This is a genomic window from Rhizobium sp. NXC24 (assembly GCF_002944315.1).
Classification (GTDB): Bacteria; Pseudomonadota; Alphaproteobacteria; order Rhizobiales; family Rhizobiaceae; genus Rhizobium.
Genome location: NZ_CP024314.1, coordinates 478,733 through 504,423 on the forward strand (window position 1 = coordinate 478,733; position 25,691 = coordinate 504,423).

The following is a 25,691-nucleotide window of genomic DNA, read 5'->3' on the forward strand; positions in this document are numbered from 1 at the left end:
AAAAGTTACAAGGCCATCAATCGAGCCAAAATCCGGCCGGGTTCGGCGGATGCCTCGTCAGACTTTCACGGTGCAGGAGTCCTCGTTGAAATTGTTGCGCAGGCGCAGCCCCGGTTAGTCTGCAAATTGCGGTTCGGAGAGAGGTTCATTATAGGACCAGCGGTCCGATCTCGTGATCTCTTGGCCGTTGGTCTCGACAGGCATAATCACCAAAACGCTCGGGCCTGACGCCGCAGGGTGGCGCTCCGGACACGTAATGAGTAACGTGGCTCCCTCTCAGGGATGCACCCTGGTCGAGACTAGAATTCACTACCGATAGCCCGTCATCTCTAAATAGCCTAGCCCGTTGAATGACCCTGTCGCTCGTACGGGCCCCTCCCAATAAGGAAACTGGCCTGCCACCCACGCCTGGTCGTTCATGGCGAACACACTCACATCAACACCCCTTTCCGGCAGCTCAAGGCGCCACCTCACGGGAACGTTTCGGCCAGCAACCGACGCGGTAGCTCCGGGCGTTAGCCTGAGCTGGTTGGGCGGGATCGTCGTTGGCTTACCCTGCGCCGATATCCAGGTACCCGAGGTAAAGCCTCCGCCAACACTATCGCGCAGGCGGAACCCCATCAACTTCTCGCCGCTATCAAAATGGAGCGAGAACCAGTCCCAGCCTATCTGGTTTGCCGCGAGAGGCTGGCTCGACCATTCCCGGTCCAGCCATGCCTTCCCGGTCACTGCAACCTCCTTGCCAGGCAGGTGTAGCGCACCGGAGACCGAGTAGAACGGCTGAGAGTAATAGTAGCTCGCTTGCCCGTCTGCCGATTTGACTGAAAATCCGTTGTCTCCCTGTGGCACGATCGGCCCGCTCGCATCGAGATCAAACCGGTACCAGAAATCGGGACCCGTTGCGGACATCATCAAATGCGAAAGCTCGTCTCCTCCCAACGTAGGCTTCCGCGCGGCTAGGTTCCATTCATCAATCCATGCGGAAAAGGGAGATGCGTTCACCCCGGCCTGACCGACACCGCCACGGGCGAGCCGCTCTGCCGAGAACTGCCTGTCGGGCGTCGTCACGGCGGCGTTGCCCATCCAGACCTGGGGACTGGACCATCCCGACTTATCGCCAGGCGCGGCAGCCGACCGAAAAAGTGTCCATTGCGCGCCGTAGTCAATGCCGTCCGATCCTTTCAGATTTGCCGTCACGTACCACCACTCGATTCGGAAATCTGGGTGTGGGCCATGGTCCTTGGGGAAGTCGAACCTGCCGCCAGGTGTCGGAAGAGCGAAACCTTCGGCCTTCGTGCCAAGTCCGGCGAAGCCTTGGGCCTTGGCAACGCCAAGCTCGGCCAGGTAAAACGTCAGGACGACGCAGAGACATAACTTAGCGTTCATTCGCAAACACCTTCAAAAGCGTGGCGGGTGTGACCTTCGAAAGCCGCCGCAATGGAACGAGGGCGGAAACAAGCGCCGCCAAAATTGCGACCCCACCAAGTCTAAGCCAGTCTGCCGGGAAAAGACGAAGAGGCAGCCGCCATCCGAATGCTTCGACGTTCACTACGGCGAGAAGCACCCAGGCGAGCGCGATGCCAACAGGAATAGCCAGGACAAAGGTTACGAGGACAAGCAGCATCGTTCGCCAAAGCTCCAGCTGAGCCAGCCGCCGCCGGGTCAGACCCATCGCCCAGACCGGGGCCAATTGCGGGAGCCTCATTCCCGAGAGCGTGGTCATGCTCGCGAAGAGCGCGACCCCAGCCACGCCAAGGGTCAAGACGTTCAAGGCGGCGGTCACCGAGAACGTCTGCTCGAATACTTCGGCCGAACGCCGCTTGAGGTCCGCCTGATCGACGACGTTCTGCGGGGGAAGTCCGAAGACGTCCACGACCTCCCGCCTCAGTCCAGAAACCTTTTGGGGGTCAACGCGCACGCCAAACCTCAGGCGCGCGACGTTGGGATAGTGATGAGTCAGGGCATCGATAGCGACGATGGCCTGGCCGGTGGGATTTCCGTAGTCCGAGTAGACGCCGACGATCGGGACCTTCCAGCCGCGTGGCAGCGAGATGATATCGCCGAGACTATGGTGGCCTCGTCTAAACAGTTGTTCGTTGACCAGTGCAGCGTCACCACTGACGATCCTGTCCCAGGCATCCGGCACGGCCTCGAGGAGCGGCCATTTATCGCGGTAGGTCCAATGGTTGACAGCACCGAAGACCTGGCCGGGCTGACCGTCGATATCGCCTTCGGCGTTCCAAACCGGAAGGACCGCATCGACTCTGGGCCGGAGCCAGCGAGCCAGCCTGTCTCCCTCCTCGTCCGTTCTCGCCGTGAGATAGAGCTCGGCGGCTAATCGCTGGTCAAGCCAACCGGTAAAGGTCTCCCTGAAGCTGGAAACCATTGTGCCGACCCCCACATTCGCCGACAGGGCGATCAGCAGTGCCATCAGCGCCAACGCTAGGCCGGGTATCTGTTGCCGGGTGTCGGCCCAAAACCAGCGGGCTACGGGTCGCGCGGACGTGCGCGACATCAAAGCGAGAAAGCCCGAGAGTACGCCAGGCAGCAGCAAGGCTGCGCCAAGCAGCAGGCATGCGAGAACCGCAAAGCCCATGACAAGCCCGGAGCCCCATTGCGAGAGAGCGGCGGCGGCGATGAGCAGAACGAGGGCTGCCGCCGACTGCGCCAAAATCAATCGCTCGGACGCCCTGGCCCAGGCTCTCGGTTGAGCTGGCGCGAGAAGTGGCATGCGCGATGTCTGCCAGAGACTTTTCGCCGCAGACAGGAGCGTGCCAGCGACCGCGATCGCCATTCCGCTCAAGACCCAACCGCTTCGGAACGTCAATGCTCCATCGACGCTCGCGCCGTAGAGGCTACGGATCGTCGCGGCGACGCCGGGCAGAAGGAATGACGCGAGGATATATCCAAGAGCAACGCCTACTAGGCCGGAGAACACCGCCAAGACCAAAAGCTCGACAAGCAACAAGCCCATAAGCGTCGTCGCGGGGACCCCCAGGGACCTCAATGTCCGGAACGTCGGGCGACGTTGCTCGAACGCCAGCCCGATCGTCGAATAGACGATGAATAGGCCAACCGCGAACGCGAGAAAACCGAAGGCCGTCAGATTCAAGTGGAAGCTATCCGTCAGCCGGCTGAGGTCGCCCTGCACGTCGGGCGTTTTGAGCGACAATTCGGGTGCGACCACGGAGAGCTCCGGCTTCCCCATTGGCTGGTCCGGCGAGACGACGAATCGGGAAACCAGCATAGGCTTTTCCAGCAGACCCTGGGCAATACCGATGTCGGCGATCGCAATACTCGGAAGCATCCCCGGACTGACCTTGAGAGGCGGCGTGGAATTGCCCTTGAGTTGCTGGGCAGTTTCGGAAGAAACGTAGAGAAGGCCCGGAGGTGTAATGAAGGCCAGGAGATCGGATGTGATACCCAGAGCTGGGGCCGATGCTCCTGTCGGCAAGGTCACGGGGTCGACCCCAATAAGATGGATGCGGCTTGGGCCAATCCGCCACTCGCCCTCGACAATGGGTGAGACCTTCCAGCCGGCACGGCTTAAGCGGGCAAACGTTTCCTGGCTCACCTCCTCGCCGCTGGTGGGAACAAGTTGGTCGTACCTGTCCTGTCCCAGTATGGCAGCCGCCCTGTCGTAGCTCGCGCGTGCCTCTCCGTTGATCGCCTGGACGCCCGACCAGAGGGCGGTCGCCAAGGACAGGCCCAGTAAGAGCATTGCTAGCTGCAACGGGTGGCGTTGCCAGTGCGAAAGCAAAGCACGCAGGCCGGAGAAGATCATGGGACGATCCGCCCCTGCGTGAGCTTCACCTGTCGATCGAGGCGGCCCGCCAAACGTGTCGAGTGGGTGACCATCAGCAGCGCAGAGCCGGTCTCGGCGATCAACTCCAACATCAGTGTCATGACGGCGTCGCCATTGGCCTCATCGAGATTCCCGGTCGGCTCGTCCGCCAGGATGAGCGATGGCCTGCTCGCCAAGGTTCGGCCGACCGCGACGCGCTGCTGTTGGCCACCTGATAGTTGCTCGGGGTACCTGCGCATGACAGAAAAAAGACCCAATCGTTCCGCCAGCTCCGTCTCCCAAGCAGGGTCCGAGCGCTCGCTCAGACGCGCGTGAAAAGAGAGGTTAGCCGCCACATCAAGAGACGGAATCAAATTGAACTGCTGGAAGATCAATCCAACGATGCCGCGTCGCAGAGCGGCTCGTCCCCGGTCGTCCATCTCCGAAACAGCTTGCCCGGCAACCTCGATTCGCCCACGGTCCGGCTTGTCAAGACCGGCCGCAAGGTGGAGAAGCGTGCTCTTCCCGCTGCCGGATTCGCCTGTCAGCGCGAGACTGTTCCCCGCTGCGAGGTCGAGATCAACGTCACTGAGGACGGCCAGAGGGCCCTCCGCCGTTTCGTAATGCTTGCTGACGCCTTTCAGGGACAGAACCATTCAATCTTCCATTCAGACAAAGTCGGGTCTTCACCAAATGACGCTATGTGCCGCCTGAGGCAATGGATCAGGGAGTGCCGCGCGACGTGAACGCAAGCGACGGCACATCTCAGTTTTGCGCGTCCGCGTCGCGAGGGGCCTAACCCATCAGTGCAAACGTATGGCCCGCCCTGTTCGCAAGTAGAATTTTCAGATTCCTGCAGAGTCTGCTTTACCGTATTCCGTCTCACGGTCATGCCGTGGCCAAGATGGATATCCGCACGTCCGGAGCCTCAATAATCAACACGGCTTCAACGAGCCATTTGCACTGCTGGGCTTTCCGCACGGCGGTCAACTGTCAGGCCATCTATGGTCCTTCTCGCAAACATCGTGGGCTGCGGGTACCGGAGCATCGACGTCCAACTCGCCTCAAGGGTGATCGCGATTCGGAGCGCGACCAATCTTTTGATAAGTAAAGCTTGCCGCGCGACGATGGCGCCATCGCGTACGTGCCGCATGACCAGCTGAAGTTCGGTCTCATTTGGGCGCATCCATTGAGACTAGCAGTTTTCGGCTATCCGCACACAATTATCCATCGGCCTTGTCTAATGTTTGTGTTCTTGATATGTGCCACCAATTACGCAGCCGTTTTCCAGTCGGATGCCCCGCTCGACGAGCGCCGCGTCATCATCAAGCGCCATGACGGCGATGTGGAGATGGTGGAACTGCCGTAGGGACTGTGCCCTCGCGATGGCGGTCCCCGGGCGGTGAACGTCGTCAGATCGGAAGGACGGACATTTCCCACCCACCGCTATCTGGTGCCGGCCTCGGAGTTTCGCCATAGGAGCTTCAGCTTTTCGCTCGCCCATGGCGACTGGTTTTATTTCGCGGGGATCTGGCGGCCGACGACTGAGGATTGGCCGGAGGCCTATGCCACCTGACCATCGAAGCGAATGCCGATATCGCGCCTCCATGACCGGCAGATGGCGGTGCTGACACAAGACCAACGCATGGTCTGGCTTGACGGCCTTCTGCCTGAAAAGGAAATCCTGCGGCCGTTGCCGGCAGGGACGCTGCGCGTCAAGCAGCACGGGAGAGCGCCTGCCCAGATGATGCTGACGATCTAAAGTGCCAGGCGCAACTGCGGTTCTGCGGCTGGGGTGCATCGTTCAAGCGACGACAGGGTAACGCCGAGCAGGCGAATGCCCTTTCGAGGCGGAAAGATCGGCGCCAGCAACAGGCTGACGATGTCCTCCAGATCGGTGATCGCTGGCAGAGGTGCCGAAACCGTCTTGCTGCGGTTGATCTAGTTGAAGTCGGCGTATTTGACCTTGAGCGTCACCGTCTTGGCGCCGATCCCATTGGCCTTGCAATAACCCCATACCTTTTCGATCAGCGGCTGAAGTCCTTCGCGTGTGGACTCATAGGCATGAAGGTCTTGTGAGAAGGTATCCTCGGTGCCGACGGATTTGCGCACCCGGTTCGGCTTGACTTGACGCTCGCCGATGCCGCGGGCAATGCCATAGAAATAAGGTCCGGACTTTCCGAAATGCTCGGCTAGGAATTCGAGTGTCTTTCCCTTGAGGTCCGCGCCGGTATCTATTCCGAGCCGGTGCATTTTTTCGGCCGTTGCCGGGCCGACGCCATGAAATTTCTTGACGGGAAGGGCCTCGACGAAGTCCGGCCCATTTCTTCGGGCTGATGACTGCCTGACCATTTGGCTTGTTCAGGTCGCTCACCATCTTGGCGAGGAACTTGTTGTAGGAAATCTCGGCCGAGGCGTTAAGGCCGGTGACCTGCGTAATCCTCGCGCGGATCTCCGACGCGATCTCGGTGGCGGTCTCGATGCCCTTTAGATTTTCGGTGACATCGAGATAGGCTTCGTCGAGCGAGAGCGGTTCGATCACCGGCGTGTATTCGGCGAAGATCTCGCGGATCTGCTGAGAGACCGCCTTGTGGACATCGAAGCGCGGCGGCACAAAGATCAGGTCGGGGCATTTGCGCTTCGCGGTGACCGACGGCATCGCCGAGTGGACGCCGAATTTGCGAGCTTCGTAGCTCGCCGCCACCACGCCGCGGGCGGCCGATCCGCCAAAGGCAAGCGGTTTGCCGCGCAAATCCGGATTATCGCGCTGCTCGACCGACGCATAAAACGCGTCTATGTCGATATGGGCGATTTTTCGGGCAATGGCCGTGCGCATGTCGTTCATGACGGCTTCAAAGATGGCGATTGCGTCGACATGAAAAATTCACGCCGAAACAAAAAGAGAACATAGCAGGCTTCGACGCGATATCAACCGGGTCAAAATGACAAGTGAGGGCGAGTCCATATGCCATCTCCTGTTAGTCTCGGCGTGAGCCCAAGATCGCTGCTGCCTCTTTGCGCAGGCTGCAAGGAGGGTCCTCCGCAGGCCCGTCAGGTCGCTGATCGGTTTCGTCTGGTCCAAAATCTTAGGGCCGCCGTCTACGAACAAATGCGCTTGGCCAACTGCACGTTAGGCGCCGAACTTGTCAGAATCGATGAGGTCGCGCTCTGACGGTCGCCTGGAAGTGTGGGCTATCGTCGGGATTGGCTGCTTGCGCAGTCGCCGTTCTGATCAATTTTCTGCAAAATCCCAGCATTAAGGATAGTTGCCGCTATGTTGAATTATGTGCTCCGCTCGCCGATAACAATCTGGTCTATGGCTGCTCCGGCTGTGGTTTTTCTGGCTGGAGCAATCCTTGGTGCGTTGATGGGACCGCTTCCGCCGTTCGTCATGACAGTTGAATTCGCATTGCTCACTTTGACGATGGCGCTATCCGCGCTAGGTGTCCTGCTCAGCGTTGCGCCTCCATCCATCACAAGGCGTGAGGTGAAATGGGCGAACGAAAACGCCGCGGTCCTTTACACAATCCCCGTAACCTTCGAGGAAGTAGATTTTATTCCACCTCTTTTGAGCAGGGTTGCCGCTTATCGGGATGATGACGGCACGCGCCGGCGCGTGCCGTCTTACGAGTTGCGGGCATTGCGTGCTTGAGCCCATGCCTTCAACGCAAATTAGCTGTCGCTCTTCATAGTCACTCTCTGTACGACCCCATCCCACTGACCCGCGCAGATCATCCGTCACGCTCCTGTCGGTAACCGATGATGGCGGCGAGACGACACAAGGTTCTTTCTGAACCGACCGGCCCATCTGCGGTTTTGAGAATGCCACAAAAAGAGAAATAACGGACCGGGTACGAAATCGCGGAATCGTGTTGCAGATTTCGGCAGGTCCATAGGAATTTTTCGAGCATATTTTATGGAATAACAGCTGGCCGAAAATGTTGAATTACTCAGGGAAACAGCGCTCCCGCTTCCCGTAATGTCGACGCCTACTTGGCTTTGACAGCAACTGCCGCCAGCAGTAACTCAAGTTTCGCGTAAAGGACTGGCGGCGGTGTATCCACACGTCTGGAAAAGACCTGCGAAGATTTCTTTCTTTTTCTCGCTTCACCCACACGCGCCTCTCACTCACTTTGCGCTCGGGAGGACAATCAGCAAGCCAGAGGCTCTGGCCGCCCTGGCGTGCTCCATGCGAGCGATTTCGCGAATTCAAATGAGTGGATTTTTATACTGCTCGATGTGCATTTGGATCGCAATCGCCTCGTAAAGCGCCTCAGGCGTTTTCTCACCGGCGACTACGCGGTTAACCGCAGCGGCCATTGCAGACTTCCCACAATCGCTGTCGAGGTCAACGTGGTTCTTTTCGCACCAGAGTTTGACGACCGTCGCAACTATCTCGACTTCATCATCTTCGAGGGTAAGTAAGTTGGAGAGCAACATTAATGTGCGTTCCAGAGGCAAACGGACCTGGATATCTAGTCGCCGCGCCGATTGTCACGTTACGCCGTTTTGATCTCTCTGACAAATCGACCGAGGAGGCGGCTCGGCTGATCGCGGCTAGCAAGCCGTTCGTTTTCGAGGCATCACATATCGTGCACTAAGCGAAACTTGTCGTTATTCGGCGCACCAGCCTCAGTGATGCGACTGAAGTGACAAGGGTCGGTTGCAGCGCGGTGGGCGAACTTGTCCTCGCCGCGCCCGCGGTGGCGCTCAGCAATCGGCTGATGTTCAAATTTGCGCGACCAAGATGACGCAGGGGAACTTTGTTGGGAACGCATCCGCGCCTCTGAAGTTCTGACCGTCAAGCCGGCCCGAAGGCGTACCGGCCATGCCACCTGAAATTAAAAGGACGTGCACGATGACCGAAGCCGCTCATGATTCCACGCTCGATTTCAACCGCCGCGCCCTGATCAAGGGAACCTTGTTCGGCGTCGCCACCGTACCCTTGGTATGGGGCAGTGATGCATCGGCGGCGCCGAGTGCCGTCCAGACGGTGAAAGCATATGGTACTGCGTCCATCTCGCTCACCATCAACCGGCAGCAGTATAAGCTTGATGTTGACGTGCGAGCGAGCCTGCTGGATGCATTGCGAGATACGGCCGGGCTGACCGGGACCAAAAAAGGCTGCGACCATGGCCAGTGCGGCGCCTGCACAGTTCTCGTCGACGGCAAGCGGCAGCTTTCCTGCATGAGCTTTGCCGTCATGAACCAAGGCAAACAGATTACGACCATCGAGGGCCTCGAAAGCGCTGGTGGTGAATTGCATCCGATGCAACAGGCTTTCCTGGATCATGACGCCTTCCAGTGTGGTTATTGCACGCCGGGGCAAATCCTCTCGGGCATCGCCTGTATCAATGAAGGTCACGCCTCGACCGACGATGATATCCGTGAATATATGAGCGGCAATCTTTGTCGCTGTGCCGCCTATCCCAACATCGTTGCAGCGGTGAAACAGGCCCGTGACAAAATGGGGAGGGCCTGATCATGCTTCCCTTTAGTTACCAGAAACCGGCTAACGTCGATGGCGCCATAGCTCTCGGACGCAATGACCGAAGAGAACCGACGCGGGCCAATGCCCAGTTCATCGCCGGCGGCACCAATATGCTCGACTACATGAAGCTCGGCGTCACACGGCCGGCCGAACTCATTGACCTCAATGGCTTGGAGGAGAGCGAGCTCCGCTCCGTCACCGTCTCTGACCGCCAGATCCGCCTCGGCGCCTTGTCACGCATGGCCGAAGTCGAAGACAACAAGGATATTCAACAGCGCGCTCCTGTGCTTACCGATAGTCTGAGACTTGCCGCCTCGCGCCAGATCCGCAACATGGCGAGCATCGGCGGCAATGTCCTGCAGCGGACGCGCTGCGAGTATTTCCGGGAGACGTCCTGGCCATGCAACAGACGCAATCCGGGTTCCGGCTGCGCGGCGCTCGAAGGCTTCAATCGCCAGCATGCCGTGCTCGGCGGTAGTGACGCCTGTATCGCCACCTATCATGGCGATTTTGCCCAGGCGCTGGTGGCGCTGGATGCCATTGTCGAGGTTGCGGGACATGGCGGTAAGCGGCGCATAGCATTCGCGGACTTGCATCGTCTGCCGGCTGACACGCCGGAGATCGAAACCAATCTCCAGGCCGACGACGTGATCACCGCAATCACAATCCCGATCGAGCCATGGATGACACGCTCGCGCTACCTCAAGATCCGCGACCGGCAATCCTATGCATTCGCACTTGCCTCCGTCGCAGTTGCCCTCGATGTCGCGGACGGCCGGGTGCGGGACGTCCGCATCGGTCTCGGCGGCCTCGCCACAGTGCCATGGCGCGCAAGAGAGGCGGAAGAGGCGCTCAAGGGCCAGACGCTGAACGAAGAAATGGCAACCAAGGCGGCAGCCTCTGCCTTCGCTGGAGCAAAATCCCGGCAGCACAATGCTTTCAAGATCGCGCTCGGCCAGCAGACATTGGTCCGGGCGCTCCTCGAAACCAATGACATGAGGGTCTGATCATGATCGAAGCAGCACCGACCCCAAAAGAGAACATGGGCGAGCCGGTCGTTCGCGTCGACGGTCGGCTGAAGGTCACGGGCAAAGCTCGTTATCCCGCCGATATTCCCGTCTCCAATCTCGCTTATGGTGTGCTGGTGACAAGCACGATTGCCCGCGGCACGCTGAAATCGCTTGAGACAGACATGGCACGCAAGGTGCCGGGGGTGATCGATGTGATCACCCAGGCGGATGTGAAGGGCAAGGTCGCCAGACCTAAGTTCGGAGGCTCGACTGCAACCTCGATCGCGCCGCTGCAGGATTCGACGATCCAGCACGATGGCGAGATCATCGCTGTCGTGGTCGGCGAGACGTTCGAGGCAGCGCGCGAAGGCGCGATGCTGGTCAAGGCCGACTATCTCAAGCAAGAGCCGAGTACGACATTCGGTTCCGCCGGCGTTGAGACGGTCGCGGCAAAGGACGTGTCCGAGCGACACAAGGAAGACCCAAAAGTCGGTGACTTTGACAGGAATTTCGCTGTTGCCGAGGTGAAGATCGACGCGGAATACCTGATGCCGACGCAGCATCACAATCCGATCGAGCTCTTTTCGACAACGGCGATCTGGAATGGTGAGGAGGTCGTGATCCACGAACCCAGCCAGAACGTGAGCGGCTGGAAAATAGAGATCGCCAAGGAGCTGATGATCGATCCTGATCACGTTCGTGTCGTCAGTCCCTTTATCGGCGGCGCTTTCGGTTCCAAGGGGCCGATCACGCCACGTACGGCGATCATCGCCTATGCGGCGAAGAAGCTCGGACGGCCGATCCGCTGCGTCGTCTCGCGCATGCAGGCGTTCACGACGCAGACCTATCGCGCCGAGACGAGGCATCACATTGCCATGGGCGCGACGAAGGACGGCAAGATTACCGCCTTCAAGCACGAGGCGTGGGAGGTTACGTCGCGGCCGGACCCTTACGCAGTTGCTGGCACCGAGGCGACGGCCAGCATGTATGACTACGCCTCCGTGCTAACCAAGGTATCGCTGGTCAAGGCCGACCGGCCGACGCCGGGCTACATGCGCTCGCCGCCGGAGACGCCTTATATCTATGCGCTGGAAAATGCCATGGACGAAATGGCCGTGGCGCTCGGCTTGGATCCGGTCGAATTCCGCCGCATCAATGACGCCAAGGCCGAACCGATCAAGAAACGCCCCTTCACCAGCCGTTCCCTCGTGCAATGTTTTGACGAAGCAGCGAAGGAGTTCGGCTGGTCGGCGCGCAAACCCGAACCGGGTTCGATGAGCGACGGCGATTGGCTGATCGGCATGGGCTGCGCTAGTGCGGTTTATCCCACCAATGTTGCGCCATGCGCTGTCCGGGTGCGGCTTACCGGCGATGGTCGCGTCCGGGTGCAGACGGCGTCGCACGAGATTGGGACGGGCGTGCGTACCGTCGCCGCGCAAACGGCAGCGGAAATACTCGGCGTTCCCGTCGAGAATGTCGATGTTGAAATGGGCGATACGTCGCTGCCGCCGGCGCCGGTGGCCGGCGGTTCAAATTCGACGGCTAGCGTCTGTTCGGCGGTGATGAAGGCTTGCGAAGCGATCCGCAGCAAACTCCTCCATGCCGCGGTGACCGCAAATGATGGGCCATTCGCCGGGCAGGCGACTACCGGCCTGACAATGCACGACGGCAAGATCGTCTCTGCCACGGCAAGCGAGGACATCATCGACGCCCTGCAGCGCAGCGGTGAGGGCGCGATCGAGCAATATAGCGAATTCCTGCCGGACGGAGCGAGCCCGCAGGGCGTCGCCAATCTCTACAAGGGTAAGTTGGAGATGGTGGCCGGTGGCTCGGGCGAGAAGGTCAAATATTCCTTCGGGGCCGAGTTTGTCGAAGTCCGCATCCACAGGCGCACACGCGAAATCCGCGTGCCACGCATCGTCGGCGCCTTCGCCGCCGGCCGGATCATGAATACTCGCACCGCCCGCAGCCAGCTCATGGGCGGGATGATCTGGGGCATTTCCTCTGCCTTGCACGAGGCGACCGAATTTGATCGCCGCGAGGCGCGCGTCGTCAACCGCGATCTGCAGGACTACCTCGTGCCCGTCAATGCCGATGTCAAGGATCTGAAGGTCATCCTCGTGCCCGAGGTCGACGACGAGGTGAATCCCGCCGGCGTCAAGGGCTTGGGCGAACTCGGCAATGTCGGCACTGCGGCGGCAATTGCCAGCGCTGTCTATAATGCCACGGGCAAGCGCATCCGTGAATTGCCAATCCGGATTGAAAGCTTGATCACCTGAGTGCGCGGAGGATGGCCGAGGGAGACGATTGAGTATGCAGCGGGGGAATACCGGAACGGCAAGGCGATCGGAACGCCCCGCGGACAAGTCTGTCGTAGGCAACTTGTGACGCATTTGCACGCGGGAGGATCCGCGAAGACGGAACAATTCGACGCGGTAAACGTAAGAGCAGTCGACTGAATATGCAGGGAGGCTGGAGTGTTCAGCGGAATGGCACTCGATTATGTCGACGTGGGGCAGGGCCTTTTGCGTGTGCGTCATGGCGGCCACGGCCCGCCATTGCTGCTGCTTCATGGCCACCCACGAACACATATGACCTGGGGCCATGTCGCGGATCTCTTGTCTGCGCGCTTCACGATCGTCTGTCCGGATCTCAGGGGATTTGGACAGTCCTTCCAACCTCTTGATAGCGAAGACAGCCGCCATTCATCAAAACGGGCGAAATCGCTTGACTGTGTAGAACTGATGCGAGCGCTAGGGTATCGGACATTTGGGGTGGCGGGACATGACCGAGGCAGCTACGTGGCTTACCGTCTTGCCATGGATTATCCGGAGATCGTCACCAAGGTCGTCGTGATAGACAGCATCCCGATCATAGAGCATCTCGAACGAATGGATTGGCAATTCGCGCGCGACTGGTTCCACTGGTTCTTCTTCGCACAGCCGGAAAAGCCGGAACTGGCGATCAATGCCGACCCGAAGGCATGGTATAAGACGATACGGCCGGATTTCATGGGCGAGGAAGCCTACGCGGATCTGATGACCGCGATCCACAGTCCGGCGGTCGTCCATGGAATGATCGAGGACTACAGGGCTGGATTGACAGTCGATCGGGAAGACGAACTACGGGACCGGGCTGCTGAAAGACGGATTGCGTGTCCGCTGCTCTGCCTTTGGTCGACACGGGACGATCTGGAAGATTTCTTCGGTGACCCGCGAGAAATTTGGCGATCTTGGGCGACGAATGTCACAGGCCACGGCATCAAAAGCGGACACCATGTCGCTGAAGAGAATCCCGTCGATCTAGCGAATTCGCTACTACTTTTTTTCGACCACCACTGAGGGACGTCGCCGCGCATATTGCCACGGGCGCCTCTGGATATTCTGAACGTCGGACGTTTGCGCCTGACGCGGATTGGGTCTTTGAAGATGGAACCTTTTTACGCGCAAAATGTTCGGGGTTGCGTCTGTGATCTGCTCATTCGGGATCTGGATGACGGGGAGGAGAGGGGATAATGCGAGTTTTTGCAAAATTGATTGCGCTGGCTTCCGCGCCGCTGGCAGTCGTCGTCACAGTTGGAGTTGGTGTCAGGGCGCTGTCGGATCCACTTCCCCCTGACACGACCTACCGACCGCTTCCCACAATGCCGTTTTCCCAAGCACGAAAAATCGACGAAGCGCAAAAACCGGCGGTGATGAGACGCCAGGCGGATCTTCTGCAGCAACGCTATGACCTCTCGGATCGACCGATGAGCGGCGTGATGATGTCCGGCGGCATGAAACAGGTTCAGGACGGTGTGCGCGTCAAACTGCCAGGCGACATCACATGGGACAAGCTGGCGGCAATGACACCGGCCGATATCAAAGCCCAAGGATTATTGCCGGAGGGCTTTATGCCTTTGCCGCATGTAAAGCAGGCAACCGGCGGGCAGGTTTTCCCAAACCGGGAAATCGATGAAATTCACGCGCAAGAGATGCGGGATCTGCGCCGCTTCGATGTCGATTTCGATTTGCCCGACAGTTTGACCCCCGAGTTTCCGCCACCCATCTTCCTGACGACCCATCCAGAGCTTGGTGATGTTTCGCGGGGGCAATTGCTGACGATCAAGAATTTCTACGAACTGATGAACGGCATCATTACACCGGTACAGATGGAGGGCCTACGGCTTCTGCTGACGCCGTTTCCGCAGGAGGAATTCAATCAGACGGAAGATCGGAAGGTGGCGGATCAAAGCACCGGCGTCGCTTGTCTCGACTGCCACGCCAACTTCCATACTAACGCCGCCTTTCATCTGACCCCGGATGTGCGGCCGCAGGCAGATCGCTTCCGGCTCGATACGACAAGCCTGCGCGGGCTGTTCAACCAGCAGATTCATGGTTCCAAGCGCTCATTGCGTTCGGTCGAGGATTTCACTCAGTTCGAACAAAGGACCGCCTATTTCAACGGCGACCATGTCAGCGCCATGCGCAAGGGTGCCAATCTTCCGGACCGGACCAACCAAGTCGCGATGATGGCGCAGATGCAAAACATCGTCGATTTTCCGCCCGCGCCGAAACTTGACCCGTTCGGCAGGCTGGATCCCGCTCTCGCAACCCCTCGCGAGCTCGCTGGCGAACGTGTCTTCATGGGCAAAGGACGCTGTGGCGAGTGCCATATTCCTCAAACGGCATTCATGGACAACAACATGCACGACCTGAAGCTCGAGCGTTTTTACGCTGTGGGCAAGACCGTCAATGATTTTGTTGCGCTCCCGGACGGCCCCATCAAGACCTTCACATTGCGTGGCATCAAGGATTCGCCGCCATACCTGCACGACGGCCGGCTGATGACGCTTGCCGACACGGTCGAGTTTTTCAATCTCGTCCTCGGCGTGAAATTGAACCAGCAGGAGAAGGATGATCTCGTTGCATACATGCTGACGCTTTAGCTGGACCATGGAGAAAACAATGAACCGCCATGTCGTGACCTTGGCCGCCCTGACCTTGCTCGGCTGCCCTGCGCTTGCTCAGATCGGAAACCCTGCCGGAATGGGCGCGGATACGAGGATGACCGAGCCTGGCGTTCCGGCGCCGCATCAGACCAACAATCAGGATCGTCTCTTTGCGCAACTGGCCGCCGCAGGCGGTTTGGCCGAAGTCGAATTCGGCAAGATGGCGGCCGCCAAGGCCAACGCAGACGCCGTCAAAGAGTTTGCCAACATGATGGTCAGGGACCATTCAGATGCCAACGCGAAGCTCAAGACCCTTTCCGACAGTGCGAAAATCCCGCTGCCGGACGAACTGGACCCCGATCATGCAGCCGCACGCGAAAAATTGGAGAAACTAAGCGACACGGCCTATGATGTCGCCTACATCAAGATGCAAATCGTCGATCATCAGAAGGCAGCGCAATTGCTGGCCTGGGAAATATCGATGGGAGAGGATGCAGAGATGCAGCGCTTCGCGGCCGCTACGCTTCCCGTCGTTCTCGACCATCTTCACCGCGCACAGGAACTCCAGGCGGAGCTCACCGATGCCGCCATGCGGTGAACTGCGGTGAATTTCATTGACACGCACGATGAGATCATCGGCTTTGTGGTCCCAATGGGTCGCATGCCGAAAATCGAGATGATTGCTTGTTCCGAATGCGCCTCGACGGAGCCGATTAGGCTGATCTACTCCGAAAATCGGCCTGACGATAACCAAGGCCCTGTGCACCGACAGCGATCCGCCCTTGGTCCTTAAAATGCACGTGACCATCGCAAGACCTGGCGACAGCAATCGGAATCCAGGAACATAAAATGTGGACTCAGGCTAAGCCGCAACGTTCGGAGCGCCTGGGTTTGGTTGAATCCCATGCCGGCTGCGTAATCATCAGACAGATGATGCCAAGCACGGCGGCGAAAGCGGGAAAGCCGAAATAAAACCAAGTCCAGAAGAGGCGATGATAACGCCGCGTCAATGGCTCGCCTGCGGCAATCGCTTTGGAGGCGATATTGCGCATTTCGATCTGCATCCAAACAACGGCCGGCCAGAATGCAACCTGTAAGGAGATAGAGGATGATCGACCAGACGATCCACTTCTCCCAAAGCGAGTAACCCGCCGTCCACGCGAGCGCGACACCGGTGATTGGCTGGAGCACAACGGCCGTAGCCGTAAAGATGAAATCGGCGATAACCACGATCCGCGCCACAGCGGCAACCGCCTTCGCATCCCCAGTGCGATATGCCACCAAGGCGATGCCTGCGCCGGTTCCGAGGAGAACACTCGCTCCAATGATATGCAGGAAATTAAGAACAAAATACGTCATCGCTCCTCCAGAATGGCAAGAGCAACCACCGTTTGGTTTGTGTTTGAGTGATCAGTGAAATCTCCCCATAGCGACATGGGAGCCCGCCACCTGCAGAGGAGGGCAGGCGGCGGGGCGGCCCCTTGGCGAGGTGTGCATCTGATGACGTGTTCGGCTTCATCTACTTTCTTCGTAAGATGCAACTTTGAGAGAACTTGCTCGAAGGCGCGCTGATAGTTTGCCAGGTCTCCTGTTCCAAGCTTTCATTGTAGTTTCGAATACATCTGCCAACCATCGAACCATACTCATGGCGCTGTTCCGTGTGGCTTGACGCAGTATAAAACGCCGCTCTCCAGCCATCCTTGAGGCGCGAGAGGCGGGTTTTGATCAGACCAAGGTCCATGTTCAACGCATTTCGATTGGGATATTTATGTTTTGCCCTGTCGTCGATATCACTGCCATCCATGTCGTCGACACACCTGTCACCAGAGCAACTTCTGGTGACAGGGATGATTTTTACCTGATTTGCGCGATTTCCCGCCGATAATTGTTGAAATGGTTCTCGGCAGGGCAAATACGCTAGGAGAAGGAGGAATGACCAGCAGATATCTCAGCGAGCGCGACTTCGCTCTTGATTCGATTGATCTGGACACCTGTCAGCGCGCCTTCGATGCCATCTTGCTCAAAAGGAATATTACGCGCGAAAGCGAAGAAGGCGAGGAAGTCGCAGCAATCATCATTGAGCTCTTTAGAGAAGGGATCCATGACGAACACGAGCTCGTCGCTTTAGTCGAAAATAACGACGGCCATCGCTCGGTTCGCGCAGAATAATCCCGCCGTCGCGGAACAGACTGATCGGGAAACTCCTTCCGAAAATGCCGCTTTCCGACGCGCCGACCGGCCATCTAAGTTAAACCGCCGCTCAGCGCAGCGTTAAGCTAGCGATGGCGTATTGCTCCTGCTCCATGCGCAGATGATCGAGCATCCGCGCAATTCCCTCCTCCAGGCTGATGTGCGGTGCAAGCCCGTAGGAGCGCTGAAGGGCCGTATCGCCGCAGCGATAAAAAACGCCTTCAGGGCGATCGCAGAGGCCTTTTACGACAGGATTCCAGCCGATTTGCCGAGCGATGATTTCCGCCAGCTCCATAAAGGAGGTAGCCCTGCCGGTCGAAAGGTTGAGGCTGGCGCCATCCGGCAATAATTCCTTGGTTTGCCAGATGAAATCGACGCAATCATCAATATGGATGAAGTCCCGGCATTGCCGGCCGGAACCCCAGACGAAAACTTCCGCGGCGCCTCTTTCGTCAAGCAGGCGCCGGCAGATGGCAGGGAACGGATAGGCAAGATCCTGATCCTCGCCATAGCCGCTGAACGGCCGGTAAGCGACCGCCCGGTTGCCGTAACGCTCGACATAGAGCTTCATTAGATATTCGCCGGTCAGTTTCGCCCAACCATAGCTGAGATCGGGCACGCCGATGGCGGCCTCGAAAGAAATCATATCCTCCGAAAGCAGCCGATGGTTGGCAGCCGTCTGCAGCGAGACGGGATAAGCTGCGCTGGAGCTGAAGAACACGACACAGCCGGGTTTGGCGCGTGCCGCCCATTTCCACAATTCCGTATCCACCGCCAAATCCTCGGCAACGTCGAGCGAGCGCGCCTCCAGGGTCACGCGGCCGCCAACCAATGCGGCCAGATGGAAAACATAATCGAAGCGTTCCAGCGGACGGAAAAAGAAGGTCCGGCAATCCTCCTCGAAAAAGGTAAAGCGCGATCCGGGAAAGCGCTGCCAGAGATCGGGATGCCGTGCCCCCGTCCCTTCCACCAGTTGATCGACGCAGACGACATCCAACCCTTCGGCCAAAAGCCGCCTGATGAGATGCCTTCCGACAAAACCACAGCCTCCCGTTACCAAAGCCCGCGTCATGTGACTGATCCTTTTTTATTGAGCGAAGAAGCCGCTCCTGCCTGTATAAATATCGACCATGCGCCGTCCCCATTCCGCCTTGCTGGGCGCAATCCGCTGGCCAAGCGCGCGCGCCCCTTCGCAAAGGCTCTGCATCAGCCGGTCGTCATCGGTGCTCGCCAAACGTTCCGCCAGTGAACCGGCATCGCCGCTTTTAAAGACCAGTCCCGCGCCGTTCCGCTCTACCTCGGCGGCTATCAGCGCATTGCTGCTGACAATGACAGGAATGCCGGACATCAGCGCCTCGGCGGCTACCAGTCCATAGGGTTCGGGCATGCGGGAGGGCATGATGAAGACGCGCGCCTCACCCGCGAGCGCCGTCACCTCCTCGTCGGCCAGCCAGCCCGGAACCCAACAATGCGGCAAGGCCCGCTGCATCTCATCGAGCAGCGGTCCGCGGCCGATCAGCGTCGCCGTTCGCCCGGTCTTGTTCAACGCATCAGCAAGCGTGCGGACGCCCTTTTCCCAACACATCCGTCCCAAGAAAACGGTGCGGTGATTGCGCCAAGCCTCCACGGGCGTCGGCGTCAACGGCTCGGTCGGCGTGCGCAAGGTCAGAAAATGCTGCAGCGGCCCCGAGTGTAGATAGGCCTCCATGCTTTCATGCGCCAGCACGATGCCGACGCGGCTCCAGAACTCCTCGCCGACGCCGCGTTGTGTCAGCGTGCGTCGAAAGCGCCAGAGTTTGTGGAGATAGTTTCGCTTGTCGCAATTGGTCGCAAGACATGCTGCCGACAGCGGGCGGACATCGCAGACCGTTCCGCTCTGGAAATTGATCAACCCTCCGTTGGGACAACTCAGAAAGAAATCATGCGCTGTGATGATGACCTTGGCCTTGTGTTTGGCGAGCGCGTAGAAGATCGACGGCGAGAGAATCTGCGACCAGCCATGCACATGCACGACGGTCTCCTCGTCCGTTTCCTTCAACAGACCGTCCAACGCCTCGTAGGCCCGCTTGTTATAATGCTTTTCGAAGACATCGGTGAAAGTGGGACCGTCGCGAAGGGGGCGTTCGCCAAGCGCAACCGTGCGGATGCCCGCAAAGCGCGGCTTCAGTCCTTCGCCGTCATCACCGACCAGGATGGCGCAATTCAGCCCTGCTTGCCTGCTCGCATCGACGCATTGCAGCGCCACTTTGGTCGCACCGCCGCGAATGATTGAGACGTCATTGACAAGTATGAGACGCATGGAACCCGGCACTCACCCCACCCGTATTGCGTGGGACCGGACGAAAGGGATTCGCCTTTTACATCATGCCCCTGCCGGTATTCAGCGGCCTGTTCCGTGGTTAGTTCAATTCGGCTTTTCGCACTAAGGCAAGTGATCGCACGGGACGCGCGAGTAGGCTTTACACCGATTGCTGCCGTAGTAGAGTTGACTTCTGGCAAAACCAAGTTTTGGGCGAATGTTCGCAGGGACCATCCATCGCGTGGTACAGTTCAGCGCGGGACGACATTCAGCATGAGGTGCTAAGAGACGTTCGGTCCCCTTCGGCAGTAGCGCCCGCCGCCCTAGATGAGTGCGGGCGGCGGGTAATACCGCTCGCCTTTGTAAGGTGAACGTCATGGTGAGCCGACCAACCCGGCCACGACGTCAAACCAAAGAAGCGAAACGTTGTTCCCATCTGATGTTCACCAGGAAAGGGCGGTTGCCTAAGCCGGCTGTCGAGTGACGAATGAGACCATGAAGGGATTGGCCAACAGCGGCGGCCACGCGCCGGCTAATGTAGCGAGGTGGCGGTCGTTGGGAAACGCCTCCCACCCCTTTGTGCCGGGAAGGACAATCGCAAGCCAGAGGCTCTGCCGTCGTGGTGCGCTCCATGCGAGCGCGATTTCGCGAATTCAAATGAGTGGATTTCTGTACTGCTCGATGTGCATTTGGATCGTAATCGCCTCGTAAAGCGCTTCAGGCGTTTTCTCACCGGCGATTACGCAGTTGACTGCAGCGGCCATTGCAGACTTGCCACATCGCTGTCGAGGTCGATGTGGTTCTTTTCGCACCAGAGTTTGACGATGGTCGTAACGATCGCGATTTCATTGTCTTCGAGGATGAGCAAGTTGGAGTGCAACATCAATGTGCGTTCCATAGGCAAACGGATTGGATATCCCAGTCGCCGCGCCAATCGTCACGTGAGGCCGTTTTGATCCCTCTGACAAATCAACCGAGGGCGGTTCCGGTAGGGGCGAAATGACATTGCAACAATCTTAGATGACCGCCTCAGCTTCCCGTTGGACGTTGTGAAAAATGATAGGGCAGTGGGTGTTGGTGATCTGCCTTGTCGATCTCGCAAGGTGATAGCGTAGAACCCCGTGGGAGATGAAGCGTGCTGTCAACAAAACCGGCGAACTGCCTCATTATCCCACCGAGCAGATCGACCCCCGCAAAACCCCAAAGCAGCCACGACCCGAGACATCTCGGGTCTGGCTTCGTCTGCCGTGCTCAAAGCGGTCTGACGTTTTCCGCCTTTGACTTGCCGGTCTTCCGATCCTGACCGAGATCGTAGGATACGGATTGGCCCTCTCTGAGCACATCGCCATATTGCAGGGCGGAAACATGCACGAAAACGTCCGTTCCTCCGGATTCCGGCGTAATGAAACCAAAGCCTTTGTCGGCGTTGAAAAACTTAACCTTGCCACTCGGCATGAAAATCCCCGTGTCGTTGCAATTTATTCGCGGTGGCAACCTAGCGGTCAGCGATCGCCAGATCAAGCTGATCCATCGCATGGCGCTCTTTCGCGTCTCTTTCGAGATCTGGTGGATGTAAATCCTGATCTGACTAAAGAGCTTCTAGTCCGTTCAAGGCCGCCGCAAGGCACATTACACAAGGGAGCTTAGCGTGAAGGCAGAGGCAGCGCCGTATAGACGATTTTCCCATGCACAGTCCGAACGAAGCCTTCGGGATAAAAGCGCCAGCCGATGTGAGGTGCGTTACCTCACTCGGATGTTCTCGATTCCACTGCGGAGATCCAGCGTCTTGGATCCTTATCATTCGGTAGTGATCTCACCTGCAGTAGTTGCTGAAGGTCCTTGATACCCTGTAGGCGCCCGATGATCATCATGATCTAACGCCAAACCTTCACGGCGCAGAAAGAGCCCGCCGACGGGCTCTTTCATTTTCATTGCTCACTTGGAGTTCTTGTGGCTCTGTTCGCCAGCTTTGACATGCTGCTCGTGTGAACCACCCTGCTTGCCGATCGAGCTCGAGCTTTCCTTGCCCGAAGCGCCTTTGCGTCCTTCAGACTTGGAGCCGCTTTTGCTGCCATGCGTTCCACTGGTAGATGGCATGTTAAAACTCCTTCGTTGGTCGAGATCATGATCGATCCCTATCGACGCGAACCGCGATCGCGAGCAAGTGTTCCGACGATTGCACCAAAAATTCTGAAACGGAACGAGCAGCGGCAGCGCAGCCCTATAGCCACCGGCGGCCGATCACGGATCTGAAGCGCCTCTCAGCCAACCGTGTCTACCGGCAGGATGACCGTGTCGCAGGTTCATAAATTAGCACGAGCCAGCATTTGCAGTCGCTGCTTTCAGACACTATGGGCTCGGCATGAGGAAACGGTCACGGTTGTATCAGGCCTATTGGTGCCTGTGTATTCTGGTGGGGATTCGCGGAGGAGCGCATTTAGCATAAAGCTGGCAACATCCCGATCCAGCCCTTCGAGGATGATCCCACGGAACTCCGCGGGCCGGCTGGTGGCCGTGTCAAAAACGGTCCACGCGTTCCCTCGCTCGGGCCTCAGGATGTAGTGAGCGGCAATTGGAAAGCTCATTTTGGTTTCCTTCAGGGTTCGTGTTGACGATCTCAGTTCCTTTTGACTGCAGGCTTTTGCACGCGGGAAACCTCAATCTTCCAATCCCGGTTTCTTCTTGCTCTCCTCTAAATTCAGCAGATCGGCCGTATCTTGGGCCAGCTCTTTGCCAATACCGATGAGCGGCACGCCAAGTATCTCGGCCACGTCCTGAGTGACAGCATCGACCACCGACCAACTGCCGTTAACGTCCTCCTTCGCCGAATATCTCATGTGGCCATCATCGCTCATCTCATCAGAGGCTTGAAAAGCTTAACGTTCCAACCTTCAAATTGTTTTGATAGAGACATGTGCGGAATTAACGGAAAGCACGCAGTGATCTGTCCGGCTGTTTATGGCAGATCAAGTTCTCCAGATGCAGCGGGCCCAGACAGATCGCGATTCATTCTGAAAACCTAGAGATCACGCACCACTCTAGCCTTGCTGGCCAGCGGCGACACCACCGTTAAGCAACGACTGCGTCTTGAAGGGCTGAGATCAAAGAGGAAGCATCCGAGCCACGGGAACAAAAGGATGGGCTTGAATATTTGGATACCGAGACGGTTTCCGAACTCAAGAGGCTTTCGGAACTCCGAAGCGAACTCGTCAGGATCAAGACCGATGCCGGCATCTTACGCCCGGTGGTTTCGATGCCGGCGTAGTTCATTTCTGTTCCCGTGAGGACGGAAGGAACCATCAGTCGCGATTGCGAAAATGCTGCCGTGCAGTGGCTTGTGAGCTGGCATGAGATCTCGTCAGGCGGTGGGAACGTCCTGCAAAGACGTGGAGGCTTCCGACTTGGATCGCCGAACGACTGAAGCGCTAAAGAACGACTGCAGGCCGATTGCCGCCTATGGCTTGATCGGTAACATGATCTCGGCTGCCCTCGTCGGCCGCGATGGCTCCATCGACTGGCTTTGCCTGCCCCGTTTCGATTCACCGGCATGTTTTGCTTCGCTTCTGGGTACGCCGGAGAACGGCCGCTGGCGCATCGCGCCCGCCTTGACGCCAAGGCGCAGCAGCCGGCGATATCTCCCCGGCACGGCGGTCATCGAAACCACGTTTGAGACCGAAGACGGTGTGTTTGAGCTTATCGACTTTATGCCTCTCGCCGAGGATGAGGAGAGAAGCGATATAGTGCGGATCGTGCGCGGCAAGCGCGGGCGCGTAGGCGTCGAGATGGAACTCGTCCTGCGCTTCAATTATGGGCTCGTGGTGCCTTGGGTGCGCCGGCGCGACTATGGCCTGAGTGCCGTGGCTGGTCCGGACGCGGTCGAGCTTCACACCCAGGCACCGCTGGAAGGGCAGAACATGAAGACCCTCTCCCGCTTTGAGGTCACCGAGGGTCAGAGCGTTCCATTCACCTTATCCTATCATCGGTCGCACCGGCGGCCGCACTTCGTGCCGGACCGCGACGAGGCACTGAAACACACGATAAGCTGGTGGCAGGAATGGTCGAAACGCTGTTCGTTCGACCCATCGCGAGAGGACTGGCGGGAAGCGGTCGTGCGATCGCTCATCACACTCAAGCTGCTCACTTTCCGCCCCACCGGCGGGATCATCGCCGCCCCAACCACGTCCCTTCCGGAAACGCCCGGCGGCGAGCGAAACTGGGATTATCGCTACTGCTGGCTCCGCGATTCGGCGCTGACCCTTTACGCCCTTCTTAACGCCGGGTATCGAGAGGAGGCGGAGGAATGGCGGCGCTGGCTTCTGCGCGCCATTGCCGGGCGACCAGACCAGCTTCGGATCATGTACGGTCTCGCCGGCGAGCGCTGGCTGCCGGAGCATGAAATTCCGTGGCTGGCTGGATATAGGGACAGTCGGCCAGTCCGGATTGGCAACGGCGCCGCCCGGCAGTTGCAGCTAGATGTCTTCGGCGAAGTGCTCGACACGCTTCACACCGCGCGGGAGGCGGATCTCGCCTCGGCTCCGGACGCCTGGCAACTGCAAAAGGTTTTGCTCGAGCATCTTGCCCAGATCTGGCGCGAGCCGGACCAAGGCATCTGGGAAATGCGGGAATCGGCGCGACACTTCACGCATTCGAAACTCATGTGCTGGGTGTCCTTCGATCGCGCTATCAAGGCAGTCGAGCGGTTTGGGCTGGACGGGCCCGTCGATCGATGGCGGGCGGAGCGCGATGCAATCCACGCAGAAATCTGTGCCGAAGGCTTCGACCCCCGTCTGCGCAGTTTCGTCCAGTCCTATGGTTCGAAAGCTCTCGACGCGAGCCTCCTGCTGTTTTCCCAGGTCGGCTTCTTCCCTGAGGACCATCCGCACATCCTCGGCACAGTCAAAGCTGTTGAGCGCGACCTCCTGCGGGATGGGTTCCTACTCAGGTATCGTCCCGAGCACACTGTCGACCCATACCAGCAACCCGAAGGCACATTCCTTGCCTGTTCGTTCTGGCTTGCCGACGCGTATGTCATGTCGAAGCGAATTGACAAAGCCGAGGCGCTGTTCGAGCGGCTGCTCTCGGTGCGCAATGACCTTGGCCTCCTCGCGGAGGAATATCAGCCCTCGTCCCGAGAGTTGCTCGGCAACTTCCCGCAGGCCTTCTCACACGTCGGCCTCGTTAATACGGCCTTCAATCTCATACGTGCCGCAGGGCCGGCGCGTCAAAGAGCCGCGCGCACCGGACCCAATATCGCTTCTTAGCGCCCAACAGCGATATGATTGGCTTTCCCCGCTAGCGATGGAGGCTAGGCGGCGCGAGCTTTAGATGAAGCCGGGTCAATTCAAGATAGCAAGGGAAAGAAGCAAACGGATCGTCTGGCCCGGACACTACTATCATTTTCTGGATATGAAGGTGGGACGGCGCGTCTGGCGGATGTGAGCTTTCCACCATCGATACGGCGCTTCTGATTGCCGGCGTCCTAACAGGCGGAGCGTATTTCCGCAAAGACAGCAAAGACGAGGCGGAGATGCAGACATTGTCGTCGTCATTGAGGCGGAGACCGCATCGCCGGCGATCAGGTGATGCAGGCGGCTTGTGAAAAGGCCCGGGCTCGAAACCGGGCCTTCTGCGGAGAATTAGCGGCAGACCCGCTCCTCCGTGACGACCCTATGGCCATGGTGCCATTCCTTTACGACCTTTGTAAAACAGTGGCGATTGTGACGGCCATAGTACCCGTCGTCGCGGTCGTCGTAGTGATGGCGATGATGATAATAGGGACCGCCGTCGGTCATAACCTCAACCGAAGCAGCGTGGGATGGAAGGGCTGTGGCTGCAAGCGAGGCGGCGGCGATTGCAGAGGCGATAAAGAACTTGTTCACGGGTTTTCTCCGGTTAGCAGCATTTTGCTGTCCTATAACGTCGCTTGGGGACGTTGGTTCGAACTTAATTCCGAAGGGATGAACAAGACCTGACGGTAGCGTTAATGT

19 protein-coding genes and 3 pseudogenes are annotated in these 25,691 nt (G+C 58.5%); 9 read left to right on the forward strand and 13 right to left on the reverse strand.

Annotated elements, in window-relative coordinates:
• Positions 1–309: 309 nt before the first annotated feature.
• From NXC24_RS26250 to NXC24_RS26260, 3 genes are read right to left on the reverse strand one after another with little or no spacing between them, the layout of a single operon-like run.
• Positions 310–1,386 (reverse strand): lipocalin-like domain-containing protein, encoded by a 1,077-nt coding sequence (locus NXC24_RS26250; protein ID WP_104826336.1) that lies wholly within the window; start codon positions 1,384–1,386, stop codon positions 310–312.
• On the reverse strand, positions 1,376–3,784 hold the full coding sequence (locus NXC24_RS26255; RefSeq protein WP_104826337.1) for an FtsX-like permease family protein: 2,409 nt from the start codon (positions 3,782–3,784) through the stop codon (positions 1,376–1,378). Before NXC24_RS26255 ends, NXC24_RS26250 begins: the two co-directional genes overlap by 11 nt.
• The gene (locus tag NXC24_RS26260) at positions 3,781–4,440 is read right to left on the reverse strand and encodes an ABC transporter ATP-binding protein (protein ID WP_104826338.1); all 660 of its coding nucleotides are present in this window, start codon (positions 4,438–4,440) and stop codon (positions 3,781–3,783) included. The genes NXC24_RS26255 and NXC24_RS26260 overlap by 4 nt, the downstream gene beginning before the upstream one ends.
• A 587-nt stretch (positions 4,441–5,027) precedes the next feature.
• Here NXC24_RS26260 and NXC24_RS26270 point away from each other — a divergent pair.
• Positions 5,028–5,546: pseudogene (locus NXC24_RS26270) on the forward strand (SOS response-associated peptidase).
• Here the strand turns inward: NXC24_RS26270 and dinB are convergent.
• Together dinB and NXC24_RS26285 are read right to left on the reverse strand one after the other, a co-directional pair.
• Positions 5,543–6,629: pseudogene (gene dinB / locus NXC24_RS26275) on the reverse strand (DNA polymerase IV). The pseudogenes NXC24_RS26270 and dinB overlap by 4 nt on opposite strands.
• Before the next feature lie 1,364 nt (positions 6,630–7,993).
• On the reverse strand, positions 7,994–8,224 hold the full coding sequence (locus NXC24_RS26285) for a hypothetical protein (protein WP_104826340.1): 231 nt from the start codon (positions 8,222–8,224) through the stop codon (positions 7,994–7,996).
• Between the two features lie 418 nt (positions 8,225–8,642).
• Here NXC24_RS26285 and NXC24_RS26290 point away from each other — a divergent pair, with 418 nt between their 5' ends.
• The 6 genes from NXC24_RS26290 to NXC24_RS26315 all read left to right on the forward strand — a co-directional run bounded on the left by NXC24_RS26290 (position 8,643) and on the right by NXC24_RS26315 (position 15,813).
• Entirely contained in the window at positions 8,643–9,266 is a 624-nt protein-coding gene (locus NXC24_RS26290) for a (2Fe-2S)-binding protein (RefSeq protein WP_104826341.1), read from the forward strand.
• Between the two features lie 2 nt (positions 9,267–9,268).
• Positions 9,269–10,282 carry a xanthine dehydrogenase family protein subunit M gene (locus NXC24_RS26295; protein ID WP_104826342.1) on the forward strand — a complete coding sequence of 338 codons (1,014 nt, stop codon included), beginning with the start codon at positions 9,269–9,271 and terminating at the stop codon, positions 10,280–10,282.
• Between the two features lie 2 nt (positions 10,283–10,284).
• On the forward strand, positions 10,285–12,564 hold the full coding sequence (locus NXC24_RS26300; RefSeq protein WP_104826343.1) for a xanthine dehydrogenase family protein molybdopterin-binding subunit: 2,280 nt from the start codon (positions 10,285–10,287) through the stop codon (positions 12,562–12,564).
• Positions 12,565–12,774: 210 nt separating this feature from the next.
• A complete protein-coding gene (locus tag NXC24_RS26305) occupies positions 12,775–13,626 on the forward strand; it encodes an alpha/beta hydrolase (protein ID WP_245464157.1) in 852 nt (283 codons plus the stop codon).
• Positions 13,627–13,799: 173 nt separating this feature from the next.
• Positions 13,800–15,212, forward strand: a complete 1,413-nt coding sequence (locus tag NXC24_RS26310; RefSeq protein WP_245464158.1) for a cytochrome B6 — start codon at positions 13,800–13,802, stop codon at positions 15,210–15,212.
• 19 nt (positions 15,213–15,231) lie between these two features.
• On the forward strand, positions 15,232–15,813 hold the full coding sequence (locus NXC24_RS26315) for a DUF4142 domain-containing protein (protein ID WP_104826345.1): 582 nt from the start codon (positions 15,232–15,234) through the stop codon (positions 15,811–15,813).
• 259 nt (positions 15,814–16,072) lie between these two features.
• Here NXC24_RS26315 and NXC24_RS26320 read toward each other — a convergent pair.
• Positions 16,073–16,574 (reverse strand): annotated as a pseudogene (locus tag NXC24_RS26320) (DUF2269 domain-containing protein).
• A gap of 573 nt (positions 16,575–17,147) precedes the next feature.
• Between NXC24_RS26320 and NXC24_RS26325 the strand changes: the two are divergent.
• Positions 17,148–17,384, forward strand: coding sequence for a hypothetical protein (locus tag NXC24_RS26325; RefSeq protein ID WP_104826346.1), 237 nt, complete (start codon positions 17,148–17,150; stop codon positions 17,382–17,384).
• A 91-nt stretch (positions 17,385–17,475) separates the two neighbouring features.
• Here the strand turns inward: NXC24_RS26325 and NXC24_RS26330 are convergent, their stop codons facing one another.
• From NXC24_RS26330 to NXC24_RS26350, 6 genes are all read right to left on the reverse strand, one after another.
• Positions 17,476–18,477 carry an NAD(P)-dependent oxidoreductase gene (locus NXC24_RS26330; RefSeq protein ID WP_104826347.1) on the reverse strand — a complete coding sequence of 334 codons (1,002 nt, stop codon included), beginning with the start codon at positions 18,475–18,477 and terminating at the stop codon, positions 17,476–17,478.
• Between the two features lie 15 nt (positions 18,478–18,492).
• A complete protein-coding gene (locus NXC24_RS26335) occupies positions 18,493–19,704 on the reverse strand; it encodes a glycosyltransferase family 4 protein (RefSeq protein ID WP_104826348.1) in 1,212 nt (403 codons plus the stop codon).
• A gap of 739 nt (positions 19,705–20,443) precedes the next feature.
• A complete protein-coding gene (locus tag NXC24_RS35275) occupies positions 20,444–20,587 on the reverse strand; it encodes a hypothetical protein (protein WP_158704556.1) in 144 nt (47 codons plus the stop codon).
• 368 nt (positions 20,588–20,955) lie between these two features.
• Complete coding sequence (locus tag NXC24_RS26340; RefSeq protein ID WP_104826349.1) at positions 20,956–21,159, reverse strand: cold-shock protein; 204 nt, start codon at positions 21,157–21,159, stop codon at positions 20,956–20,958.
• 480 nt (positions 21,160–21,639) lie between these two features.
• Complete coding sequence (locus NXC24_RS35575; RefSeq protein WP_199773640.1) at positions 21,640–21,801, reverse strand: hypothetical protein; 162 nt, start codon at positions 21,799–21,801, stop codon at positions 21,640–21,642.
• A 560-nt stretch (positions 21,802–22,361) separates the two neighbouring features.
• The gene (locus tag NXC24_RS26350; protein WP_158704557.1) at positions 22,362–22,541 is read right to left on the reverse strand and encodes a hypothetical protein; all 180 of its coding nucleotides are present in this window, start codon (positions 22,539–22,541) and stop codon (positions 22,362–22,364) included.
• Positions 22,542–23,105: 564 nt separating this feature from the next.
• Between NXC24_RS26350 and NXC24_RS26355 the strand changes: the two genes are divergently transcribed.
• Positions 23,106–24,965, forward strand: coding sequence for a glycoside hydrolase family 15 protein (locus NXC24_RS26355; RefSeq protein WP_281060734.1), 1,860 nt, complete (start codon positions 23,106–23,108; stop codon positions 24,963–24,965).
• A 375-nt stretch (positions 24,966–25,340) separates the two neighbouring features.
• On the opposite strand, the gene NXC24_RS26360 is transcribed toward NXC24_RS26355, so the two are convergent.
• Complete coding sequence (locus tag NXC24_RS26360; protein ID WP_104826353.1) at positions 25,341–25,583, reverse strand: hypothetical protein; 243 nt, start codon at positions 25,581–25,583, stop codon at positions 25,341–25,343.
• Between the last annotated feature and the right edge of the window lie 108 nt (positions 25,584–25,691).

What these genes read in the sequence shown, in the direction of transcription:
- NXC24_RS26250 (WP_104826336.1), bottom strand. Translation starts at nt 1,386, where the DNA reads ATGAACGCTAAGTTATGTCTCTGCGTCGTCCTGACGTTTTACCTGGCC.
- NXC24_RS26255 (WP_104826337.1), bottom strand. Translation starts at nt 3,784, where the DNA reads ATGATCTTCTCCGGCCTGCGTGCTTTGCTTTCGCACTGGCAACGCCAC.
- NXC24_RS26260 (WP_104826338.1), bottom strand. Translation starts at nt 4,440, where the DNA reads ATGGTTCTGTCCCTGAAAGGCGTCAGCAAGCATTACGAAACGGCGGAG.
- NXC24_RS26285 (WP_104826340.1), bottom strand. Translation starts at nt 8,224, where the DNA reads ATGTTGCTCTCCAACTTACTTACCCTCGAAGATGATGAAGTCGAGATA.
- NXC24_RS26290 (WP_104826341.1), top strand. Translation starts at nt 8,643, where the DNA reads ATGACCGAAGCCGCTCATGATTCCACGCTCGATTTCAACCGCCGCGCC.
- NXC24_RS26295 (WP_104826342.1), top strand. Translation starts at nt 9,269, where the DNA reads ATGCTTCCCTTTAGTTACCAGAAACCGGCTAACGTCGATGGCGCCATA.
- NXC24_RS26300 (WP_104826343.1), top strand. Translation starts at nt 10,285, where the DNA reads ATGATCGAAGCAGCACCGACCCCAAAAGAGAACATGGGCGAGCCGGTC.
- NXC24_RS26305 (WP_245464157.1), top strand. Translation starts at nt 12,775, where the DNA reads ATGGCACTCGATTATGTCGACGTGGGGCAGGGCCTTTTGCGTGTGCGT.
- NXC24_RS26310 (WP_245464158.1), top strand. Translation starts at nt 13,800, where the DNA reads ATGCGAGTTTTTGCAAAATTGATTGCGCTGGCTTCCGCGCCGCTGGCA.
- NXC24_RS26315 (WP_104826345.1), top strand. Translation starts at nt 15,232, where the DNA reads ATGAACCGCCATGTCGTGACCTTGGCCGCCCTGACCTTGCTCGGCTGC.
- NXC24_RS26325 (WP_104826346.1), top strand. Translation starts at nt 17,148, where the DNA reads ATGACCAGCAGATATCTCAGCGAGCGCGACTTCGCTCTTGATTCGATT.
- NXC24_RS26330 (WP_104826347.1), bottom strand. Translation starts at nt 18,477, where the DNA reads ATGACGCGGGCTTTGGTAACGGGAGGCTGTGGTTTTGTCGGAAGGCAT.
- NXC24_RS26335 (WP_104826348.1), bottom strand. Translation starts at nt 19,704, where the DNA reads ATGCGTCTCATACTTGTCAATGACGTCTCAATCATTCGCGGCGGTGCG.
- NXC24_RS35275 (WP_158704556.1), bottom strand. Translation starts at nt 20,587, where the DNA reads ATGTTGCACTCCAACTTGCTCATCCTCGAAGACAATGAAATCGCGATC.
- NXC24_RS26340 (WP_104826349.1), bottom strand. Translation starts at nt 21,159, where the DNA reads ATGCCGAGTGGCAAGGTTAAGTTTTTCAACGCCGACAAAGGCTTTGGT.
- NXC24_RS35575 (WP_199773640.1), bottom strand. Translation starts at nt 21,801, where the DNA reads ATGCCATCTACCAGTGGAACGCATGGCAGCAAAAGCGGCTCCAAGTCT.
- NXC24_RS26350 (WP_158704557.1), bottom strand. Translation starts at nt 22,541, where the DNA reads ATGAGATATTCGGCGAAGGAGGACGTTAACGGCAGTTGGTCGGTGGTC.